Origin of the sequence: Aliivibrio sp. S3MY1, from assembly GCF_028765575.1 — a bacterium.
Taxonomy (GTDB): Bacteria; Pseudomonadota; Gammaproteobacteria; order Enterobacterales; family Vibrionaceae; genus Aliivibrio.
On the sequence record NZ_JARACO010000004.1, the window covers coordinates 79413 to 97137 of the forward strand.

Annotated in this window: 11 protein-coding genes; 4 read left to right on the forward strand and 7 right to left on the reverse strand. The window is 39.9% G+C overall.

The genetic code is table 11. The features are described 5' to 3' along the window. Positions 1–29: 29 nt before the first annotated feature. Positions 30–1274 carry a serine/threonine transporter SstT gene (gene sstT, locus PVK62_RS04200; protein ID WP_274442980.1) on the forward strand — a complete coding sequence of 415 codons (1245 nt, stop codon included), beginning with the start codon at positions 30–32 and terminating at the stop codon, positions 1272–1274. 80 nt (positions 1275–1354) lie between these two features. Here the strand turns inward: sstT and PVK62_RS04205 are convergent, their stop codons facing one another. The 3 genes from PVK62_RS04205 to glgC form a co-directional block, all read right to left on the reverse strand. After that, complete coding sequence (locus PVK62_RS04205; protein WP_274442981.1) at positions 1355–2017, reverse strand: YoaK family protein; 663 nt, start codon at positions 2015–2017, stop codon at positions 1355–1357. Positions 2018–2180: 163 nt separating this feature from the next. Continuing rightward, positions 2181–3629 carry a glycogen synthase GlgA gene (gene glgA / locus PVK62_RS04210; protein WP_274442982.1) on the reverse strand — a complete coding sequence of 483 codons (1449 nt, stop codon included), beginning with the start codon at positions 3627–3629 and terminating at the stop codon, positions 2181–2183. Then, positions 3619–4836, reverse strand: coding sequence for a glucose-1-phosphate adenylyltransferase (gene glgC, locus PVK62_RS04215; RefSeq protein WP_274442983.1), 1218 nt, complete (start codon positions 4834–4836; stop codon positions 3619–3621). Before glgC ends, glgA begins: the two co-directional genes overlap by 11 nt. A 301-nt stretch (positions 4837–5137) precedes the next feature. On the opposite strand from glgC, the gene PVK62_RS04220 reads away from it, so the two are divergent. Continuing rightward, the gene (locus PVK62_RS04220; RefSeq protein ID WP_274442984.1) at positions 5138–5785 is read left to right on the forward strand and encodes a YdcF family protein; all 648 of its coding nucleotides are present in this window, start codon (positions 5138–5140) and stop codon (positions 5783–5785) included. Between the two features lie 72 nt (positions 5786–5857). Here the strand turns inward: PVK62_RS04220 and glgB are convergent, their stop codons facing one another. From glgB to PVK62_RS04235, 3 genes are read right to left on the reverse strand one after another with little or no spacing between them, the layout of a single operon-like run. Next, positions 5858–8008, reverse strand: coding sequence for a 1,4-alpha-glucan branching protein GlgB (gene glgB, locus PVK62_RS04225; protein ID WP_274443083.1), 2151 nt, complete (start codon positions 8006–8008; stop codon positions 5858–5860). A gap of 53 nt (positions 8009–8061) precedes the next feature. After that, on the reverse strand, positions 8062–10242 hold the full coding sequence (gene malQ, locus PVK62_RS04230; RefSeq protein WP_274442985.1) for a 4-alpha-glucanotransferase: 2181 nt from the start codon (positions 10240–10242) through the stop codon (positions 8062–8064). Between the two features lie 50 nt (positions 10243–10292). Beyond that, positions 10293–12746, reverse strand: coding sequence for a glycogen/starch/alpha-glucan phosphorylase (locus PVK62_RS04235; RefSeq protein ID WP_274442986.1), 2454 nt, complete (start codon positions 12744–12746; stop codon positions 10293–10295). A 395-nt stretch (positions 12747–13141) separates the two neighbouring features. Between PVK62_RS04235 and malT the strand changes: the two genes are divergently transcribed. After that, entirely contained in the window at positions 13142–15853 is a 2712-nt protein-coding gene (gene malT / locus PVK62_RS04240; RefSeq protein WP_274442987.1) for an HTH-type transcriptional regulator MalT, read from the forward strand. A 124-nt stretch (positions 15854–15977) separates the two neighbouring features. Further along, positions 15978–16898, forward strand: a complete 921-nt coding sequence (locus PVK62_RS04245; RefSeq protein ID WP_274442988.1) for a DUF368 domain-containing protein — start codon at positions 15978–15980, stop codon at positions 16896–16898. A 120-nt stretch (positions 16899–17018) separates the two neighbouring features. On the opposite strand, the gene PVK62_RS04250 is transcribed toward PVK62_RS04245, so the two are convergent. Further along, positions 17019–17624, reverse strand: coding sequence for a TetR/AcrR family transcriptional regulator (locus PVK62_RS04250; protein WP_274442989.1), 606 nt, complete (start codon positions 17622–17624; stop codon positions 17019–17021). Positions 17625–17725: the final 101 nt, after the last annotated feature.

Sequence of the window (17725 nt, forward strand, 5' to 3'; positions counted from 1 at the left end):
CATGTAGTACTCATTTAAAGGAATTTTATATGTCGCAAGCCCAGCCCCTACTCGTTCGTATGATGAATACAAACATCATAATTCAAATACTTATTGGTATTATTGCAGGTGTTGCACTTGCTATTTTATCCCCAGATATCGCCACTTCTGCGGGATTATTTGGTCAGTTATTTGTTAGCGCACTTAAAGCCATTGCTCCTATCCTTGTTTTCATTTTAGTTGCCTCTTCTATCGCCAACCAAAAACGAGGACAAGATTCAAACATGAAGCCTGTCATCGTTTTATATTTAGTGGGTACTTTTTGTGCATCATTAACCGCTGTGGTTATGAGCTTCCTTTTTCCTACAACCCTTACTTTAGTCACAGATGCTGCAACAAACAGCGCTCCTGAAGGGATTACAGAAGTCCTTCATACTTTACTGTTTAAAATCATTGATAACCCAATCAATGCATTAATGACAGGTAATTTCATTGGTATTTTAGGCTGGGCTATTGCGTTAGGCCTAGGACTACACTCTGCATCTGATGCTACGAAAAAAGTATTTATCGACCTATCTAACTGTATTTCCGATATCGTAACGGTTGTGATCCGTTTCGCTCCAATTGGTATCTTTGGTTTGGTATCAAGCACATTCGCAGAAACCGGTTTTGATGCATTAGCAAGTTACTCCCACCTATTAGCGGTACTGCTTGGCTCTATGGCGTTTATCGCGCTAATTGTAAATCCATTAATTGTATTTATCATCACCAAACGTAACCCATATCCACTTGTGTTCTTATGTCTACGTGAGAGTGGTGTAACGGCATTCTTTACACGAAGCTCTGCAGCAAATATTCCTGTAAATATGGCATTATGTGAGCGCTTAAATCTACATAAAGACACTTACTCTGTATCTATCCCTCTGGGGGCAACAATTAACATGGCCGGTGCTGCGATTACTATTACAGTACTTACCCTTGCTGCCGTTCACACTGTCGGTGTAACCGTAGATTTACCAACAGCCATTCTTCTTAGTCTAGTTGCTGCAGTATCTGCATGTGGTGCTTCTGGTGTTGCTGGTGGCTCATTACTTCTCATTCCATTAGCATGTAGCCTATTTGGTATTCCAAACGAAGTTGCAATGCAAGTCGTTGCTATTGGTTTCATCATTGGTGTAGTTCAAGATTCAGCTGAAACTGCATTAAACAGCTCAACAGATGTTATCTTTACTACTGCAGCTTGTCGTAAAGCGGATAACCCATACAAACCACTAGTTCAACCATCAAATTCTTAATATTGATTTAATCATAGCTGAAACTAAAATGGCTGCTGAATGAGCGGCCATTTTTATTTAATAACCTGAAGTAAGAACAGCTAATGATCTTTATGTTGATATAGATAAGCTGAATAAGAAACCGCTAATAGCGCACATAACGTTGCAGGAATAGCTAATGTATTTATCCCAAGAAGAGGATAGAAATAACCACCAATCATACCACCAAATACAAAGCCTAATGCGATAAATAGATACAATGCTAAACGACGACGATGAATCGGCTCTCCCTTTAACTTCATGCCTAACATTATCCCAAGATCAGTAAGCACACCCGTTACATGAGTAGTTCGCACCACTGCGCCGCTGTAAGTAGTAACCAAACCATTTTGTAACCCACAAGCCGCAGAAGCAAAATAATGCCCCCATTGACTTCCTTCGCCTAAAATAATCATTGCAACAAACAGCAAAACACTTTCAATACACAGTGCAAAATTATATCGTCGCCCTAATTTTAATGCCGTACAGCCTACAATTAAGCTGCTTAATGAAGAGCCTAAGATAAAGCTAAAAATGATAAAGAATAAATGCCATGTTGTTTCATTGAACCCAAGCAATTGAATCCCAAGTAACGTTGCCGTTCCTGAAAGATGAGAGATAGATTGATGCTGAAAACCCAATAGACCTACTGAGTTAGTGATCCCAGCTAAAAGAGCGAGAAAAAAGGTGCCGTATTCGACCCATTTAGGTAGTTTTGAAATCACGATGCGATACCTAGTCAGTAAAGAGCGTTATTCTATACCCAAGTAACGTCAAGATACAGTTTCAGCAAAACTTATCTGACTCTGTACGCTTATCTAAACTCAATAAAAAGGAAAGCCGCGATGTCTTTCCTTTAAATATGTTTAATTAACCGTTTTATTCAAATTACGATAAATACATTGTCACATATTTTTCAGCCGATTCATCCCAACTAAAATCTTGCGTCATTGCATGTAATTGCACACGCTTAATTTCATTTAGATTTTGGCTGTAAAGTAATAATGAACGCATTAGTACCAACAGTAATTCTATTGGATCGGGGTTTTTAAAACTAAAGCCTGTCGCATTTTCAGAGTCAGTATCATAATCAATAACACTGTCTTTAAGACCACCAACTTCACGTACAATCGGTAATGTGCCATAAGCCATGCTATAAATTTGATTTAATCCACAAGGTTCAAATTCTGAAGGCATTAAAAAGAAATCAGCGGCAGCTTCAATCCAATGGGCTAGCTTATTGCTGTAAGCTTCAACAAAGGCAAATTTATCGCTATGAATCGCTGAAATCTCAGCCAGTTGGTTCGCCAAAAAGGGGTCTCCAGTACCCACAATAACGACTTGAACTTCATTCTTTAAGAACTGCTCCAAAATTGGTAATAGATAATGAATGCCTTTTTGGTTAGTCAAACGACAAACCATGCCATATACAGCAACGTCTTTTTGAGGAAGATTTACTTCGGCTTGCAAAGCCGCTTTACACGCTTTTTTTCCTCGAACCATGCTGATACGATTTGCTTTAAACTGTTTAGGTATAAAGCTATCTACTTCAGGATTCCACTCACTGTAATCACAACCATTCAAAATACCAAATAAATCCGATTCTCTTGCTTGGAATTCACTTGCCATACCATGAGAGCCAAGCTCTGTCAGCAGCTCTTTGGCATACGTAGGGCTGACTGCATTAATTTTATCCGCACACAATACCCCTGCTTTAAGCAAACTGACATGACTATGACTGACCGCCGCTTCTGGTACAGAATGTGATTTAAACTCAGAAAGGCATTCAATCTCATCATAATGGAAGATACCTTTAAACACCGCATTATGAACAGAAAGCACACTGCGAGTTTGTGCAAAAAATGCGTCATTGCTGTAACGCTTCTTCAGTAAATATGGTACTAAACCAGTGTGCCAGTCGTTGGCATGAATGACATCAGGTTTCACATTAAGCTTTGGCAGCATATCAAGTGCGGCCGCACTAAAAAAAGCGAAACGCTCACCATTATCAGTATAAGCTTGATTATTTTCAGCGTACATTTCTGCACGATCAAAATACTGAGAACACTCAATACCAAAGACAGAAACACCGTCTACTTCTAAGGCTCTTACCTGATAAGGTGTATGTGGCCAGTGTTCTAAATTTGTCTCTAATAAGATCTCTGCATCGTCTCGACCTGAAATACTTTTGTAAGCTGGCATCGCAATGTTTACTCGATGCCCTAATGCATTAAGGGACTTAGGCAGAGCCTTAGCTACATCAGCCAAGCCCCCACTTTTGATCAATCCTTCGACCTCAGATGCTACAAATAAAATTGAAAGCGTCTTAGTAACCAATTCTCTCTCCTTTAGGGATAACTACAATACCCTCATCAGAAACATGGTATTTCTTCTTATCTTCCTGAAGATTAACACCAATTTCAGTTCCAGGGGCAATGTCTACACCTTTATCAATGATAACTCGGCGTAAAACGCATCCCTTTCCTATTTTCACATCACCTAGAAGAATACTTTCACTAATATCACAAGCAGAGGCAATGTTACTACGGAAACCAAGTACGGATTTCTCTATACGAGAACCACGAACATAACTACCACCACACACTAAACTATCTATGATTTGAACACGACCGTTGTCAGAGTCACTGAATGTCGCTGGTGGAAGTGGTGGATAATAGGTATGAAGAGGCCATTTACGGTTGTATAGAGAGAATGGAGCATCTTTCTTAAGAAGATCCATATGCGCTTCCCAGTACGACTCAATCGTACCTACATCACGCCAATAAACTTCTTCTTTTTCACCCGTAATATGATTGGTGCTAAAGTCATAAACATAGACATTACCCTCAGGAAACATCTTTGGTATAATGTCTTTACCAAAGTCATGTGATGAGTCCGTAAGCTCTGCATCATATCTAAGCTCTTTACATAAGCTTTCAGCTTCAAAAATATAATTACCCATTGATACAAGAGCAATACCTGGATGGCCAGGAATACATTTTGGTGTTGCTGGTTTTTCTTCAAAACCAATCATTTTTCCGTGTTCATCGACTTCGATAACCCCAAAACCCGTCGCGTCTTTAGCTGGCATACGAAGTGCAGACACCGTCAGAGCTGCTTCTTTCTTCTTATGGAAATCGAGCATTTGTCGAATATCCATTTTATAGATATGATCCGAACCAAAGATGCATACATGTTCAGGCTCTGATGCTTCAATAAAGCTGATGTTTTGATAAATCGCATCGGCGGTACCTTCATACCAACGCTTACCTGTACGCATTTGCGCAGGAATAGGGTCAATAAAGCGATCCGTAATTCCATTTACATTCCAACCTTTTTTCATATGCTGGAATAATGATTGCGACTTAAACTGAGTTAATACATAAATTCGCATCAAATCCGCATTAGCAAAATTATTTAATGCAAAGTCAATTAAACGATAACTGCCACCAAACGGTACTGCAGGTTTTGTACGGGACTCTGTTAACGGACGCAGACGTGACCCTTCCCCACCAGCCAAAATCATTCCTAATACACCAGCCATTTTCTCTCCTTGAGATTATTTTTAATATAATCACTATTAGTTAATAGTGCTTTTAATCATTATTTGAGATTAACTTAACATATTTAATTTACAAAATTGCGAAAATTTAAGCTTATATCTATTTTCAATATTAATTCATCCTAGAGTGTGCTTTAGTTCAATCTTTCCAGCCAAAGCAACACAATCAGTTAACATTATATTTACCAAACCATTATATGGATTATCATTCTATAAAATAGACATTGAAAGTTGTTTAAGGCAGTGCAATTATTTCATAATATCGTTTAGTAGGGATAATTACATGTCACTTCATTTGTTTCCGCAGCTTCAACTTATTTGGGATTATCATCTTTTAAATCAACCAATAAAAAAAAGCGATGCTATCTTTGTATTATGCAGCTACGATTTACGTGTTGCCGAACATGCCGCTCAACTTTATCTCGATGGCTATGCGCCTTTACTTATCTTTTCAGGGGATCAAGGACGTGCTACAAGAGATTTGTTCAATTTAAGCGAAGCTGAAACCTTTGCCAATGTTGCCAAGGATATGGGCGTCCCCTCTTCTGCCATTATTGTGGAAACCAAAGCAACAAATACGGGCGAAAATATATTCTTTACTCAAGCACTGCTAAAACAAAAAAATATCACTGTGAGATCACTGCTTTTAGTTCAGAAACCTTATATGGAAAGAAGGCTACTCGCAACGTTCTTAAAAAACTGGAACAATATAGAGTTCTGTATCAGCTCGCCTAATATTAGCTTTATCAATTACCCAACTACAGATATTACTTTTGATCATGTGGCTAGTATTATTTTAGGCGAGTTACATCGATTAAAAGTCTATCCATCACTAGGCTACCAAGAAGCACAAGATATTCCTGAAGAAGTATGGGAAGCGTTTGAAAACCTTACTCAACTTGGCTTTGATGAGTATTTATTACCAGAATAAAATACATAATAAATAGCCCTGAATCACCATCGTCATTCAGGGCTATTTATTAGTTTACTCTTTTTAAACCGCTTACTTTAAACGATAAAATACCGTTGAAAGTGGCGGTAAAGTGATTGAAATAGATTGAAGTAAGCCTTGAGATTCGATGGCTTCCGTTTTCACTTCACTAACCACATCGTAATTACTGCCGCCATAGAAATGCGCATCACTATTAAGTAATAGCTCATACTCACCAGAAACAGGCATACCTAAACGGAAATTTTCTCTTGGTGTTGGCGTAAAATTACTTACCACCAAAATACGCTCACCGTTATCACCTAAACGTTCATGAGCTAATACGCTCATTTCAGCTTCATCTTGTAAGCGCCATTCAAAACCACACGGGCTACAATCATTTTGATACAACGCTGGTTGTGAGGTGTACAATTTATTTAAATCACGCACTAATGCTTGCATACCAGAGTGACGCTCAAACTCTGTTAGGTACCATTGCAGTTGACTGTCGTGATCCCACTCCGCACTTTGAGCAATTTCAGCGCCCATAAAGTTCAGTTTCTTACCTGGCTGACCATACATATACCCCATGTATGCTCGCATATTTGCGGTTTTTTGCCATTCATCACCCGGCATTTTATCTAAAATAGATCCTTTTCCATACACGACCTCATCGTGAGAAAGTGATAATACATAGTTTTCACTAAAAGCGTAAACCATAGGGAAAGTAATCGTGTCGTGATGATAACGACGATGGATTGGGTCTTCTTGAATATAACTTAAACTGTCATGCATCCAGCCCATATTCCATTTAAAACCAAAACCTAAACCACCATCAAACGTGGGTGCAGAAACGCCAGGATATGCGGTTGATTCTTCAGCAATAGTCATTGCATTTGGATAATGAGAGTAAATCTCTTCGTTCATCCATTTCAATAAAGCAATCGCACCATGGTTATGATTTCCGCCATCCCAATTAGGGATCCACTCACCATCTTCACGTGAATAATCAAGGTAAAGCATCGACGCAACCGCATCAACACGTAAACCATCTATATGGAAGTGTTCAAACCAATACAGTGCATTTGATACTAAAAATTCACGCACATGCTGTTGGTCATAGTTATAAATAAAACTCTGCCAATCATTGTGCCAACCACGACGAGGGTCAGGATCATTAAACAATGATGTACCATCAAAGTTCGCTAAGCCGTGAGAATCAGATGGGAAGTGTGCAGGAACCCAATCCAATACCACCCCAATACCCGCTTGGTGGCATTGATCAACAAAATATTTGAAATCGTCAGGCGTACCAAATCGACTCGTAGGTGAGAATAAGCCTATCGGTTGATAACCCCACGAGCCATAGAATGGGTGCTCAGATACAGGCATTAACTCAAGATGGGTATAACCCATATCAGCCATGTATGGAATTAACTGCTCAGCCAATTCACGATAAGTCAGAAACTCTCCTTGCTCATTTCGCTTCCAAGATCCCGCATGAAGTTCATAGAAAGAGAGTGCTTCTTTTTGTTTTTGCGTTACAGGGCGTGTTTGCCAGATAGAATCTTGCCATTGATAACTTGCCTGATCATAAACCACCGAAGCAAAAGAGGGGTACTGTTCATTATGAGCGCCAAACGGGTCCATTTTATGAGGCAGCGCTTCTCCTTTAGGTCCTTTAAGCTCAAACTTATATTTTACCCCTGTTATATGTTCAGGGATAAACAAAGCCCAAAGCCCATTATCAATACGCTGCATTGGGTGACGACGACCATCCCATTGATTGAAATCACCAATCACACTCACCGCTGATGCATTCGGAGCAAAAACGACATAACGCACACCCTGCACTGATTCACCACAACGTTCAACCGTCATAATATGTGCACCTAGGTGGTTATACATCTCTTTTGGTGTATGCGCTTGAGCATCATTTGGAGCAATATCATGATATTGATAAGGATCGTCAATTACTTGCTCTATGCCGTTCCAATTAACCACTAACTGATAATGTTGATCTGTTAAATCGAGAGGCTCATTGAGAATAAACACCCCCTCTTGAGAAGGTTCAGTGTGTAATACGTAATTTTTTTGGTTTGAAGAAAGGCGTACACTAACGGAAGTGGCTCCCGGAAGCCAAACACGCAATGCAATGTCAGTAGATTGATATTGTGGACCTAGAAAAGAAAATGGATCTGAAAATGCAGCCATTTCGAGCTGCATGTAAATGTCCTTTTCTTTACGTTCAACAAGTAAGTTCAACGTAAATACTCCTATTATGTTCGGCTAGCTTGAGCACGGATGTCAGTTAAACGCTTAGTTAACTCATTCACTTCTTGACGATTGAAGATCTCATCCAAAGTAATAGATAACTTACGACGCCAGTTTGGATATTCATCAACAGTTCCCGGTATGTTAACTGGTTTATCCATTTCTAGCCAATCTTCAAGCTGTAAACTGAGAAGCGTGCTCGATCCTGCTGCCAAATGACACTGCAACGCATCACTTAAGTGTCTATCCATAGGAACATAAGACGCATCACGACCAATGCCTTCAGGAAGGAAGCCATGAAAATCAACACTGTTTAAAATCTCTTGCTTAGATTCCGCTCGTGTTTCAAATAAGGCTTTTAGCTGATCAGCATCTGGGTATAGGCCTATTTCTTCGCCCATTTTTAAATCATCACAATGCCAAAAACCGCGCAAGGTTGGCATATCATGCGTACACAACGCAGACATTGATTGCTCTTGGTAATGTGTTGGAGAGTAATAACCGCCATCTTCTGCGGTTTCGAAGAAGAACACTTTATAAGAGTGAATGCCAGCATCAGCCAGTAAATCAACGATTTCATCAGGAACAGTACCTAAATCTTCACCAATCACAGAACACTCATAACGATGGCTTTCCAAGGCTAAAATAGACAACATGTCTTCTACTGGATAGTACATGTATGCGCCTTTGGTTGCGTCTTCACCTTTAGGGATCCACCACAAGCGTAATAATCCCAATACATGGTCTATACGCAATGCACCGCATGCTTTCATGTTGGCACGAAGTAATTCGATGTACGCTTCATAAGCCGTTGCTTTTAATGCATGTGGATTTAATGGTGGTAGCCCCCAATTTTGACCTAGAGGGCCTAAAATATCAGGTGGAGCACCAATACTCGCATCTAAGCATAGGTTTCCGTGATCTGCCCATGTTTCAGAGCCAGAATCAGCAACCCCCACAGCCAAATCACGATACAGACCTACGTCCATGCCTTTTTTCTCGGCAAACTGCTGAACATCATTGATTTGCGTAGAGGCTATCCATTGTAGGTACATGTACAAATCAACTTGATCGCGATTATCTTTAATGAATTGCTGCACCTGCTTATTATCAAAATGCTGTAATTCTCTTGGGAATACAGGCCAGCCCCAAATGCTTTGATCTTTGGTATAGAGTGAATGATGCAGCGCATCAAAGGCCGCTTGATGAAGTAAACTTTCACCGCCCTCTTCGACAAATGCAAGAAACGCATCAGAGCGAGCGCTGTTTTTATCTAAATGACGTGTTTTAAACTCAGCAAACAACGAAGGAAGGACACTCATTTTTAGCGCAGAGACTTCAGTATAATTTACCCAATGAGACTGGCGAGCTTCAACTAAACGCTGTTGGAACTCCGCACTGCCAACCAACTCTTGCGCTTGATTACACAATGCAAATTCTGGTACTGAACACACGTCAATATAAAGAATATTTAACCAACGACGAGAAGATGGGCTATACGGACTCGCTCCTTCAGGGTTAGCAGGAAATAGTGAGTGAATCGGGTTTAAACCTACAAAGTCACCACCACGGTTTGCAATATCACCGACTAATTGCTTAAGATCACCAAAATCACCGATACCCCAGTTATGCGCGGTTCTTAACGTGTAAAGCTGAACACTTGGGCCCCACATTTTTTTGCCTTGAGTGATCGCGTCTTGTTTAAAACACGCTTGAGGTGTCACGATCAATGTCATTACATAAGGTGCTTTACGACGCTTACGAATCACTTCTAATGTGTGGTAACCCCAAGGTAGAGTCGGTAACGAAAATAGTAATACCCCGCCATTTTCACGCTCATCTGCTACAATTTGAGATTGCAGATAACCTTCAAGGATCTCGCCATTTTCAGTCGTTACTTTCCAACTGAACTCACTAATGCGAGCACTTTTACCTAACTGCATAGAAACTTGGAGTGGCTCGTTATCACGAATAACAGACACAGGAGCTAACACGTCTTGCTTCTGCATTTTTTCAGAAGAACGCTGCAATGTTTCTTCATTCTTCGTATCATGACCCAAAGAAGCCAGTAAACGAATTAAGGTATCATCACTGACTTTTTCTTCATTGCCCCAAGCACTTACGTAACTATTTGCTAGCCCAGCCTGCTTTGCGACCTGATGTAGTACATTATTATTATCTTTCATCGCTTATCTCCAAGGGCAGCATAACACTGCCCTCATTATTATATTTTTAATTAACGGTTTACTGCTTCTAGTTTCCAGATGTTATTTACATAATCTCGGATACTACGGTCAGAGCTGAATTTGCCTACAAGAGCAGTGTTTAAAATAGCCATTTTCGCCCACTGTTTTTGATCACGATATGCCGCGTCAATGTCATTTTGAGCACGAACATAATCTGCAAAGTCAGCCAGTACTAGGTACGGGTCACCGCCATAAAGCAGGTTGTCACGCGTCGCAGATAACAGACCTACTTTGCCCGGAGTAAACTCATCACCTGCCAATAGGTCTAATGACGCTTGCAGTAATGAATCGGCTTCATAATATTTATATGGGTTGTAACCAGAGGCTTTTAGCGCTTCAACTTCATCAACATCAAGACCGAAGATAAAGATGTTTTCGTCGCCAACTTCTTCACGGATCTCAACGTTTGCGCCATCCATTGTACCGACAGTCAACGCACCGTTTAGGGCCATCTTCATGTTACCCGTACCTGATGCCTCTTTACCTGCGGTAGATATTTGCTCAGAAACGTCAGCTGCTGGAATGATGATTTCAGCCATACTTACACGGTAATCAGGAATGAAAACCACTTTTAAGAAGTCAGATACACGAGGGTCGTTATTTACTTTCTCAGCCACTTTGTTAATAGCAAAGATGATCTCTTTTGCTAAGTGGTAACCCGGCGCCGCTTTTGCAGCAAAGAAGAACACACGTGGGTGCATATCAAAACCAGGTTCATTCAAAATACGGTGGTATAAAGAAAGAATATTCAACAGATCTAAATGCTGACGTTTGTATTCATGCAGACGTTTAATCTGCACATCAAAGATCGCATCAGTATTGAGTTCAATACCCATGTTCTCTTGAACCCAATCCGCAAGACGTTGTTTGTTTTGCTTCTTAACCGCCATAAAGTCTTTTTGGAACTTCGCGTCATCGGCAAATTTTGCAATATCACGTAACTGGTCTAAATCTGCTGGCCACTCGTTTCCAATTTTTTCAGAAATTAAATTTGAAAGCCCTGGATTACAGAACTTCAACCAACGGCGAGGTGTTACACCATTCGTCACATTGGTTAATTTGCCCGGAAAATATTCATTAAACTCAGGGAATAAATCACGCTTAACTAACTCAGAGTGAAGTGCCGCTACGCCATTTACCGCATAAGAAGAAACCACACATAAGTTTGCCATGCGCACCATACGGTGAGTACCTTCTTGGATGATTGATAGCTTACGTAGTTTATCTACATCACCCGGCCATTTCAGTTTTACGCCTTCTAAGAATAGATAGTTAATCTGATAAATGATTTCCATATGTCTAGGAAGCAAACGAGAAATTAACGATTCGCTCCATGTTTCTAGAGCTTCTGGAAGTAATGTGTGATTAGTGTAAGCAAATGTCTTTGAACAAATGGCCCACGCTGCATCCCATGTTAAGCCACGCTCATCAACTAGAATACGCATTAATTCAGGGATACCAATCGTTGGGTGTGTGTCGTTTAGTTGGATTGTTTCGTATTTTGGCAGATCGTCAATCTTATGCCCCGCCGCATCATGACGACGCAAAATATCCGCAATCGAACATGCACAGTGGAAGTACTGCTGCATTAAACGCAGTGTTTTACCTTTCTCATGGTTATCATTAGGGTACAAGACTTTCGTTACGTTACCCGCATCAATCAGAGCATGCTGCGCTTCAAAGTAATCGCCATTGTTAAAGCTAGCTAAGCTGAACGGTGCTTTTGCACGACATTCCCACAAGCGTAGTGGATAAACCGTCTCACTTTCATAACCAACAATTGGTAAATCCCAAGGCATACCTTCAACTGACATGCTCGGAACCCAACGACGCTTCTCTTCACCGTTGTCAGTGTACGTTTCAACTTTACCGTAAAAACCAACGTTTTGTGCAAAATCAGGACGAGCAATCTCCCACGGGTAACCTTCTACTCCACGCCATGCATCAGGAGCTTCTTGTTGGCGACAATCATCAAAAGATTGACGGAACAGGCCATATTCATAATGTAGGCCATAACCAATCGCAGGGAACTCTTGCGCTGCTAATGAATCCATAAAACATGCGGCTAGACGACCAAGGCCACCATTGCCTAATGCAGGATCTCGTTCTTCTTCTAATAAATCCGTTAAGTTATGCCCTAACTCACCCATAGCAGCGGTAATGTCTTCGTAAAGTCCCATACTAATAAGGTTGTTACCGGTTAGGCGGCCAATTAAGAACTCTAAAGATAAGTAGTTCACACTACGTGCGTTCTTAATTTTCTCATCATTTTCAGTGCCAACAAGGTCAAATGTGGTCAGTTCAGCCAAGGCTTTACCCATCGCTAAGTACCATACCTTAGAAGTGGCCGTTTTTTCATCAGCACCAAATGTTGTTACTAAATGCTGCGTTACAGAAGCTTTAAATGCCACTTTATCAAAATCTTTGACGTTATTCGTTTTCATCTTGTCTCTCTCACAAAGGTTCATAAATCAACTGTGAGTAATCCTGCCTGTTTCAGATAATAGCGCATCCTCCTCTTTGGGGGTGGAGACTAAAATCAAGAAAGGCGTAGTAAAAACGACCATAATTTAGCGTGATATAACTCAAACTTTGTAGGCTGACAGGCTAGTTTGACGTGATAACTGACACAATTTTGCGGTATTAAATGCAAAATGATAACAAGATCACAATTTAGAACATTTCAAAAATTACATCATACAACGCAATAGAACCAATTGATTTACAAAACAAACAGTAACTAAAAAGAAACATAGATCACACTAATGGGGCGTAGATGAGACATTCTTTTCTAATATTATGGATAATCTTCTCAGTATTTTTAAGAAGAACAATAATTATGTTAATACCATCGAAGTTACATTTTCCTAGACGTTTGCATAACGCCATCATAAGACAGCGTGTACTTAATACACTTGCAGATGCCATTCACTACAAACTGGTCTTATTTCGATCTCCAGCTGGCTATGGCAAAACAACCATGGCTGCACAGTGGCTTTCTGATAAAAAAACAACAGGTTGGTACAGCCTAGATGACGGCGACAATGATGAATTTAAATTTGCTAAGTACTTTATTCAAACCATTAGTAATGCAACCGGACTGGATCTTCCTCACTCCAAAGCATTAACAGATAAACGTCAATTTGCCTCTTTATCCAGTCTATTTTCTCAAGTATTTACTGAACTGATCCCATTTCAAGAAGAAGCCTATTTCGTACTCGATGACTATCACTTAATCACCAATGAAGCGATTCATCTTGGGTTAAAGTTCTTCCTTAAGCACTTGCCTGATAATCTCACTCTGGTTATTACCAGTCGCTCTCAGCCACCACTAAACACGGCCAATTTGCGAGTTCGAGATCTATTAATTGAAATTGATAATCAAAGCTTAGCGTTTGATCAATCAGAAACCTCTCTTTTCTTTAACCAACGTCTTAACGGTGAAATTGACCAAGAATCAATTACCAATATTCGTAAACACGTTGAAGGGTGGCCATCAGCCTTGCAGCTCATAGCCCTACATAGTATTCAACATAATCAGCCTTTAAGTAATTCAACACAGGCGATGGCTCAACTTAATCATGCCCATTTATGGGATTATCTTGCTGAAGAAGTATTTGATCATTTAGATAAAGAAACCCAACAATTTTTAATGCGTTGTGCGGTATTTGAACACTTTAGTACTCAGTTACTTGTCAGTGTGACAGGCCGAAACGATGCACAGCTACTCATTGAAAATCTAAATCGATTCGGTCTATTTATTAATAGTGATAGTGATAGTGATAAAGAAGACTGGTATAAATTTCATAATTTATTTGCCGAATTTTTAACACATCAACGCCAAAACTACTTAGCACAGGAAGAAGTGCTACTGCAGCAGAAAGCCGCACACGCTTGGTTATCACAAAAGAATATTTATCACGCACTTCGCCACGCTAAAAATGCTAAAGATGACCAATTAGTCGCAGAGATCTTAACGCAGTATGGCTGGCACCTATTCAATAATGGCGAGCTTACGTTACTTGAATCAACGATTACGCAATTAGATCCCGAGGTGTTATTTACTTCTCCACGATTAGTCATCATCCGTGCATGGTTAGCACAAAGCCAGCACAATTACTTACAAGTAGATGATCTACTGTCTGAAGGGCAAAAAGAGATGTCTGCACGTAATATTGCGTTAGATAGACAGATGCAGGGTGAACTCGATGCTTTACGCGCTCAAGTTGCTATCAACAAAAATGAGCCTGAAGCCGCTCTTGTCTTTGCAGAAAAAGCCCTCGAAGAGTTAGATACCAATAAGTACCGCAGCCGTATTGTCGCCACATCCGTGATTGGCGAATACCATCACGTTTCAGGTAACCTTGCACAAGCGCTTGCTTTAATGCAGCAAACTGAAAAAATGGCCATGACTTATGGTATTTATCACCAAGCACTCTGGGCTATTTTACAACAAAGTGAAATATTAATGGCGCAGGGCTTTATGCAAGCGGCTTTTGATTTACAGGATAATGGTTTCAAGCTGATTGAAGACCAAGATTTAGGCCAGCTACCTTTGCATGAATTTTTATTACGTTCACGTGCGCAGATCTACTGGTTCTGGTTTCGTTTTGATGAAGCAGAGCAATACACCTGGAAAGGATTAGACGTTCTTTCCCCCTTTGATGAAACCAAACACCTGCATGGGTATTCAATGTTAGCTCGATTAGCCGTCGCTCGCGGTGAACTAGACAAAGCGAAGCGCTATCTAGAAAAATGCCAACAACTATTGAGCCAAGCTGATTACCATATCGATTGGAAAGCCAACGCGTCTTCTGCCCAGCTTTTCTATTGGCAAGCCAAAGGCAATATCGATGCTATCCGTTATTGGCTAACTCAGACAGAAAAGCCAGAGACCCGTTGTAACCACTTTACTCAACTGCAATGGCGTAACATAGCAAGAGCCCAGTATCACTTAGGTGAGATAGATGCCGCGATTATCACCTTACAAGAGTCACAGACCGTTGCACAACAACATAAATTGATTACCGATATTAACCGTAATGCCGTAATAGAATCCGTTTTACTTTATGAAAATAAGCAAATTAATGAGTCAATCGAAGCCATGCATCTTGCGATAAAGCAATCAAATCAAACGGGTATTATTGGTAGTTTTTTAATGGCGGGTAAAGACATTCTAAAACCCTTAGCCAAATTGCTACAAAAAGGACATATCACCGAACTTGAAAAGCATCGTATTGAGCAATTACAAAAAGCATTATCAAATAATGAACGCTCTCGCTCCGCCCATTTTGACGAAACTTTTATTGAAAAAGTGATTAATAATCCAGAGATCCCAGAGCTGATCAAAGCAAGCCCTCTTACTCATAGAGAATGGCAAGTATTAGGATTAATTTACTCAGGTTTCAGTAATGAGCAAATTGCCGCAGAGTTTGATGTGGCACCAACAACAATCAAAACCCACATTCGCAATTTATACCAAAAGCTAAATTTAGCGAATAGAAAAGCGGCGATTGCCATGGCAGATGAGCTAGTCAGTATGATGAAATAATAAATGACTCTAACTATTATCTCATTAATGATCTTACGATAATCATTTTTTATACAAAACTTATGTATAATCACGTACCTTCGTGCATTATGCATAAGTTTTTTTTCATCTATATAGAGCTAAAATGAACTATTTAACGACATTTTTTAAAGGGATGGCAATGGGTGCAGCTGATGTTGTTCCTGGTGTATCTGGTGGTACGATTGCCTTTATTACTGGTATTTATGACACGCTTTTAGAAAGCATTCGTCGCATTAATCCTTCTATTTTAGGGTTATGGAAACGTGAAGGATTTAAAGCAGCATTTGCACACATTAATGGTTTTTTCCTTATTTCTCTTTTTGCTGGCATTTTGACGAGCATCTTAACACTCGCAAAATTCATCACATGGATGCTGCACACGCACCCTATTCCACTGTGGTCTTTCTTCTTTGGTTTGATCATCATCTCAATCATTCATATCGCAAAACAAATTGAGAAATGGTCATTAGATCGCTTTGTTATGTTATTGGCAGGGGCCGCGTTTGCTTATAGCATTACGGTACTAAACCCAATGACAATGACACCATCAACCTTTACTTATATCCTTGCTGGCTCAATAGCCATTTGTGCCATGATTCTACCGGGGATTTCAGGCAGCTTCATTCTTCTGCTTATTGGTATGTATAGCCCTGTCCTTGATGCAGTAAAATCTCTTGATTTAGGCACAATGGGTCTATTTGCCTCAGGTTGTGTCATTGGTCTATTAAGTTTTTCTCATGTTTTATCTTTCTTATTAAGAAAATTCCGTGATATTACCTTAATCTTTTTAACGGGGTTAATGGTCGGTACGCTAGGTAAAATTTGGCCTTGGAAAGAGGTGATTGAATGGCGCGTGAACTCAAAAGGTGAACAAACCCCTTTAATTGAGCACAACCTATCTCCATTTGACTATGAGCAAGTAACACAACAACCTGCGCTTATTGGTTTTGCTGTTGTTGGGGTGGTTTTGGGTATCGGTTTAGTGGTTGGTTTAGAAATGTACGCAAACAAAAACAACAAGTAATACGTATTTTTGAACAAACTATAGAGACAAAAATGGCGGTGAAAGAAAAGGGAATACGCCTTATCTTCACCGCCATTTTTATTGGCTATCTGTTTCGTGGTTCCTCTAAATTGGAAACACTTAGTTAATGCCATAAGATTGAATAAAAATAGACGTTACGGTATCCACCTTACTCTTCACCGCGTCGCTTGTCGGTTCAGTATCTAAATTCATTACCTGCGGCCAAAATAGCAGCCCTTGAAACAAACTCACATACACATCCGTCATTAATTTGGAATCGACATTCTTTAATCGACCAGCCTCAATAGCCGCATTAAACCACTGCGTTATCGCTCGAATACTGTAAATATTTTTAATTAAATGTTTAGCCATATCCGGCTGGCGTAAAAATTCCATTACGATGGTACGAGCAAGAGAAATACCATAGGTTTGATAAAGTATTTCTATCTCTTTATAAGCGATATCATTCAATTGCTCTTCGGTACTTTTCTCTTTATCAAATAGATAAGAAACATTTTCATTAACTGAGTCATTAATAATCGTTAATACCGATTCAAATAACACTTCTTTACTTTCAAAATGACGATAAAGGGTACGCTTAGACACTTCAGCCGATGAGGTAATTCTATCCATATTCGCAGCAAGGAAACCATTCTCAATAAATTCTTCTTTCGCCGCATTGATAATATCAAGGTGCTTTTGCTGTGAGCGTGTCAGTTTTTTCATAGTCCCTCCATCACTAAATTTAGGCCATTCTACTCGTTCAAAATAAAAATGTACACTCGCGAGTTTACTTTATGAAACTTTACACATAAAATAAATTTACG

Bases quoted from the DNA above. Each gene is read 5' to 3' on its own strand.
- PVK62_RS04235 (WP_274442986.1), bottom strand. From the start codon at position 12,746: ATGAAAACGAATAACGTCAAAGATTTTGATAAAGTGGCATTTAAAGCT.
- PVK62_RS04250 (WP_274442989.1), bottom strand. From the start codon at position 17,624: ATGAAAAAACTGACACGCTCACAGCAAAAGCACCTTGATATTATCAAT.
- glgB (WP_274443083.1), bottom strand. From the start codon at position 8,008: ATGCAGCTCGAAATGGCTGCATTTTCAGATCCATTTTCTTTTCTAGGT.
- glgC (WP_274442983.1), bottom strand. From the start codon at position 4,836: ATGGCTGGTGTATTAGGAATGATTTTGGCTGGTGGGGAAGGGTCACGT.
- PVK62_RS04220 (WP_274442984.1), top strand. From the start codon at position 5,138: ATGTCACTTCATTTGTTTCCGCAGCTTCAACTTATTTGGGATTATCAT.
- malT (WP_274442987.1), top strand. From the start codon at position 13,142: ATGTTAATACCATCGAAGTTACATTTTCCTAGACGTTTGCATAACGCC.
- sstT (WP_274442980.1), top strand. From the start codon at position 30: ATGTCGCAAGCCCAGCCCCTACTCGTTCGTATGATGAATACAAACATC.
- malQ (WP_274442985.1), bottom strand. From the start codon at position 10,242: ATGAAAGATAATAATAATGTACTACATCAGGTCGCAAAGCAGGCTGGG.
- PVK62_RS04245 (WP_274442988.1), top strand. From the start codon at position 15,978: ATGAACTATTTAACGACATTTTTTAAAGGGATGGCAATGGGTGCAGCT.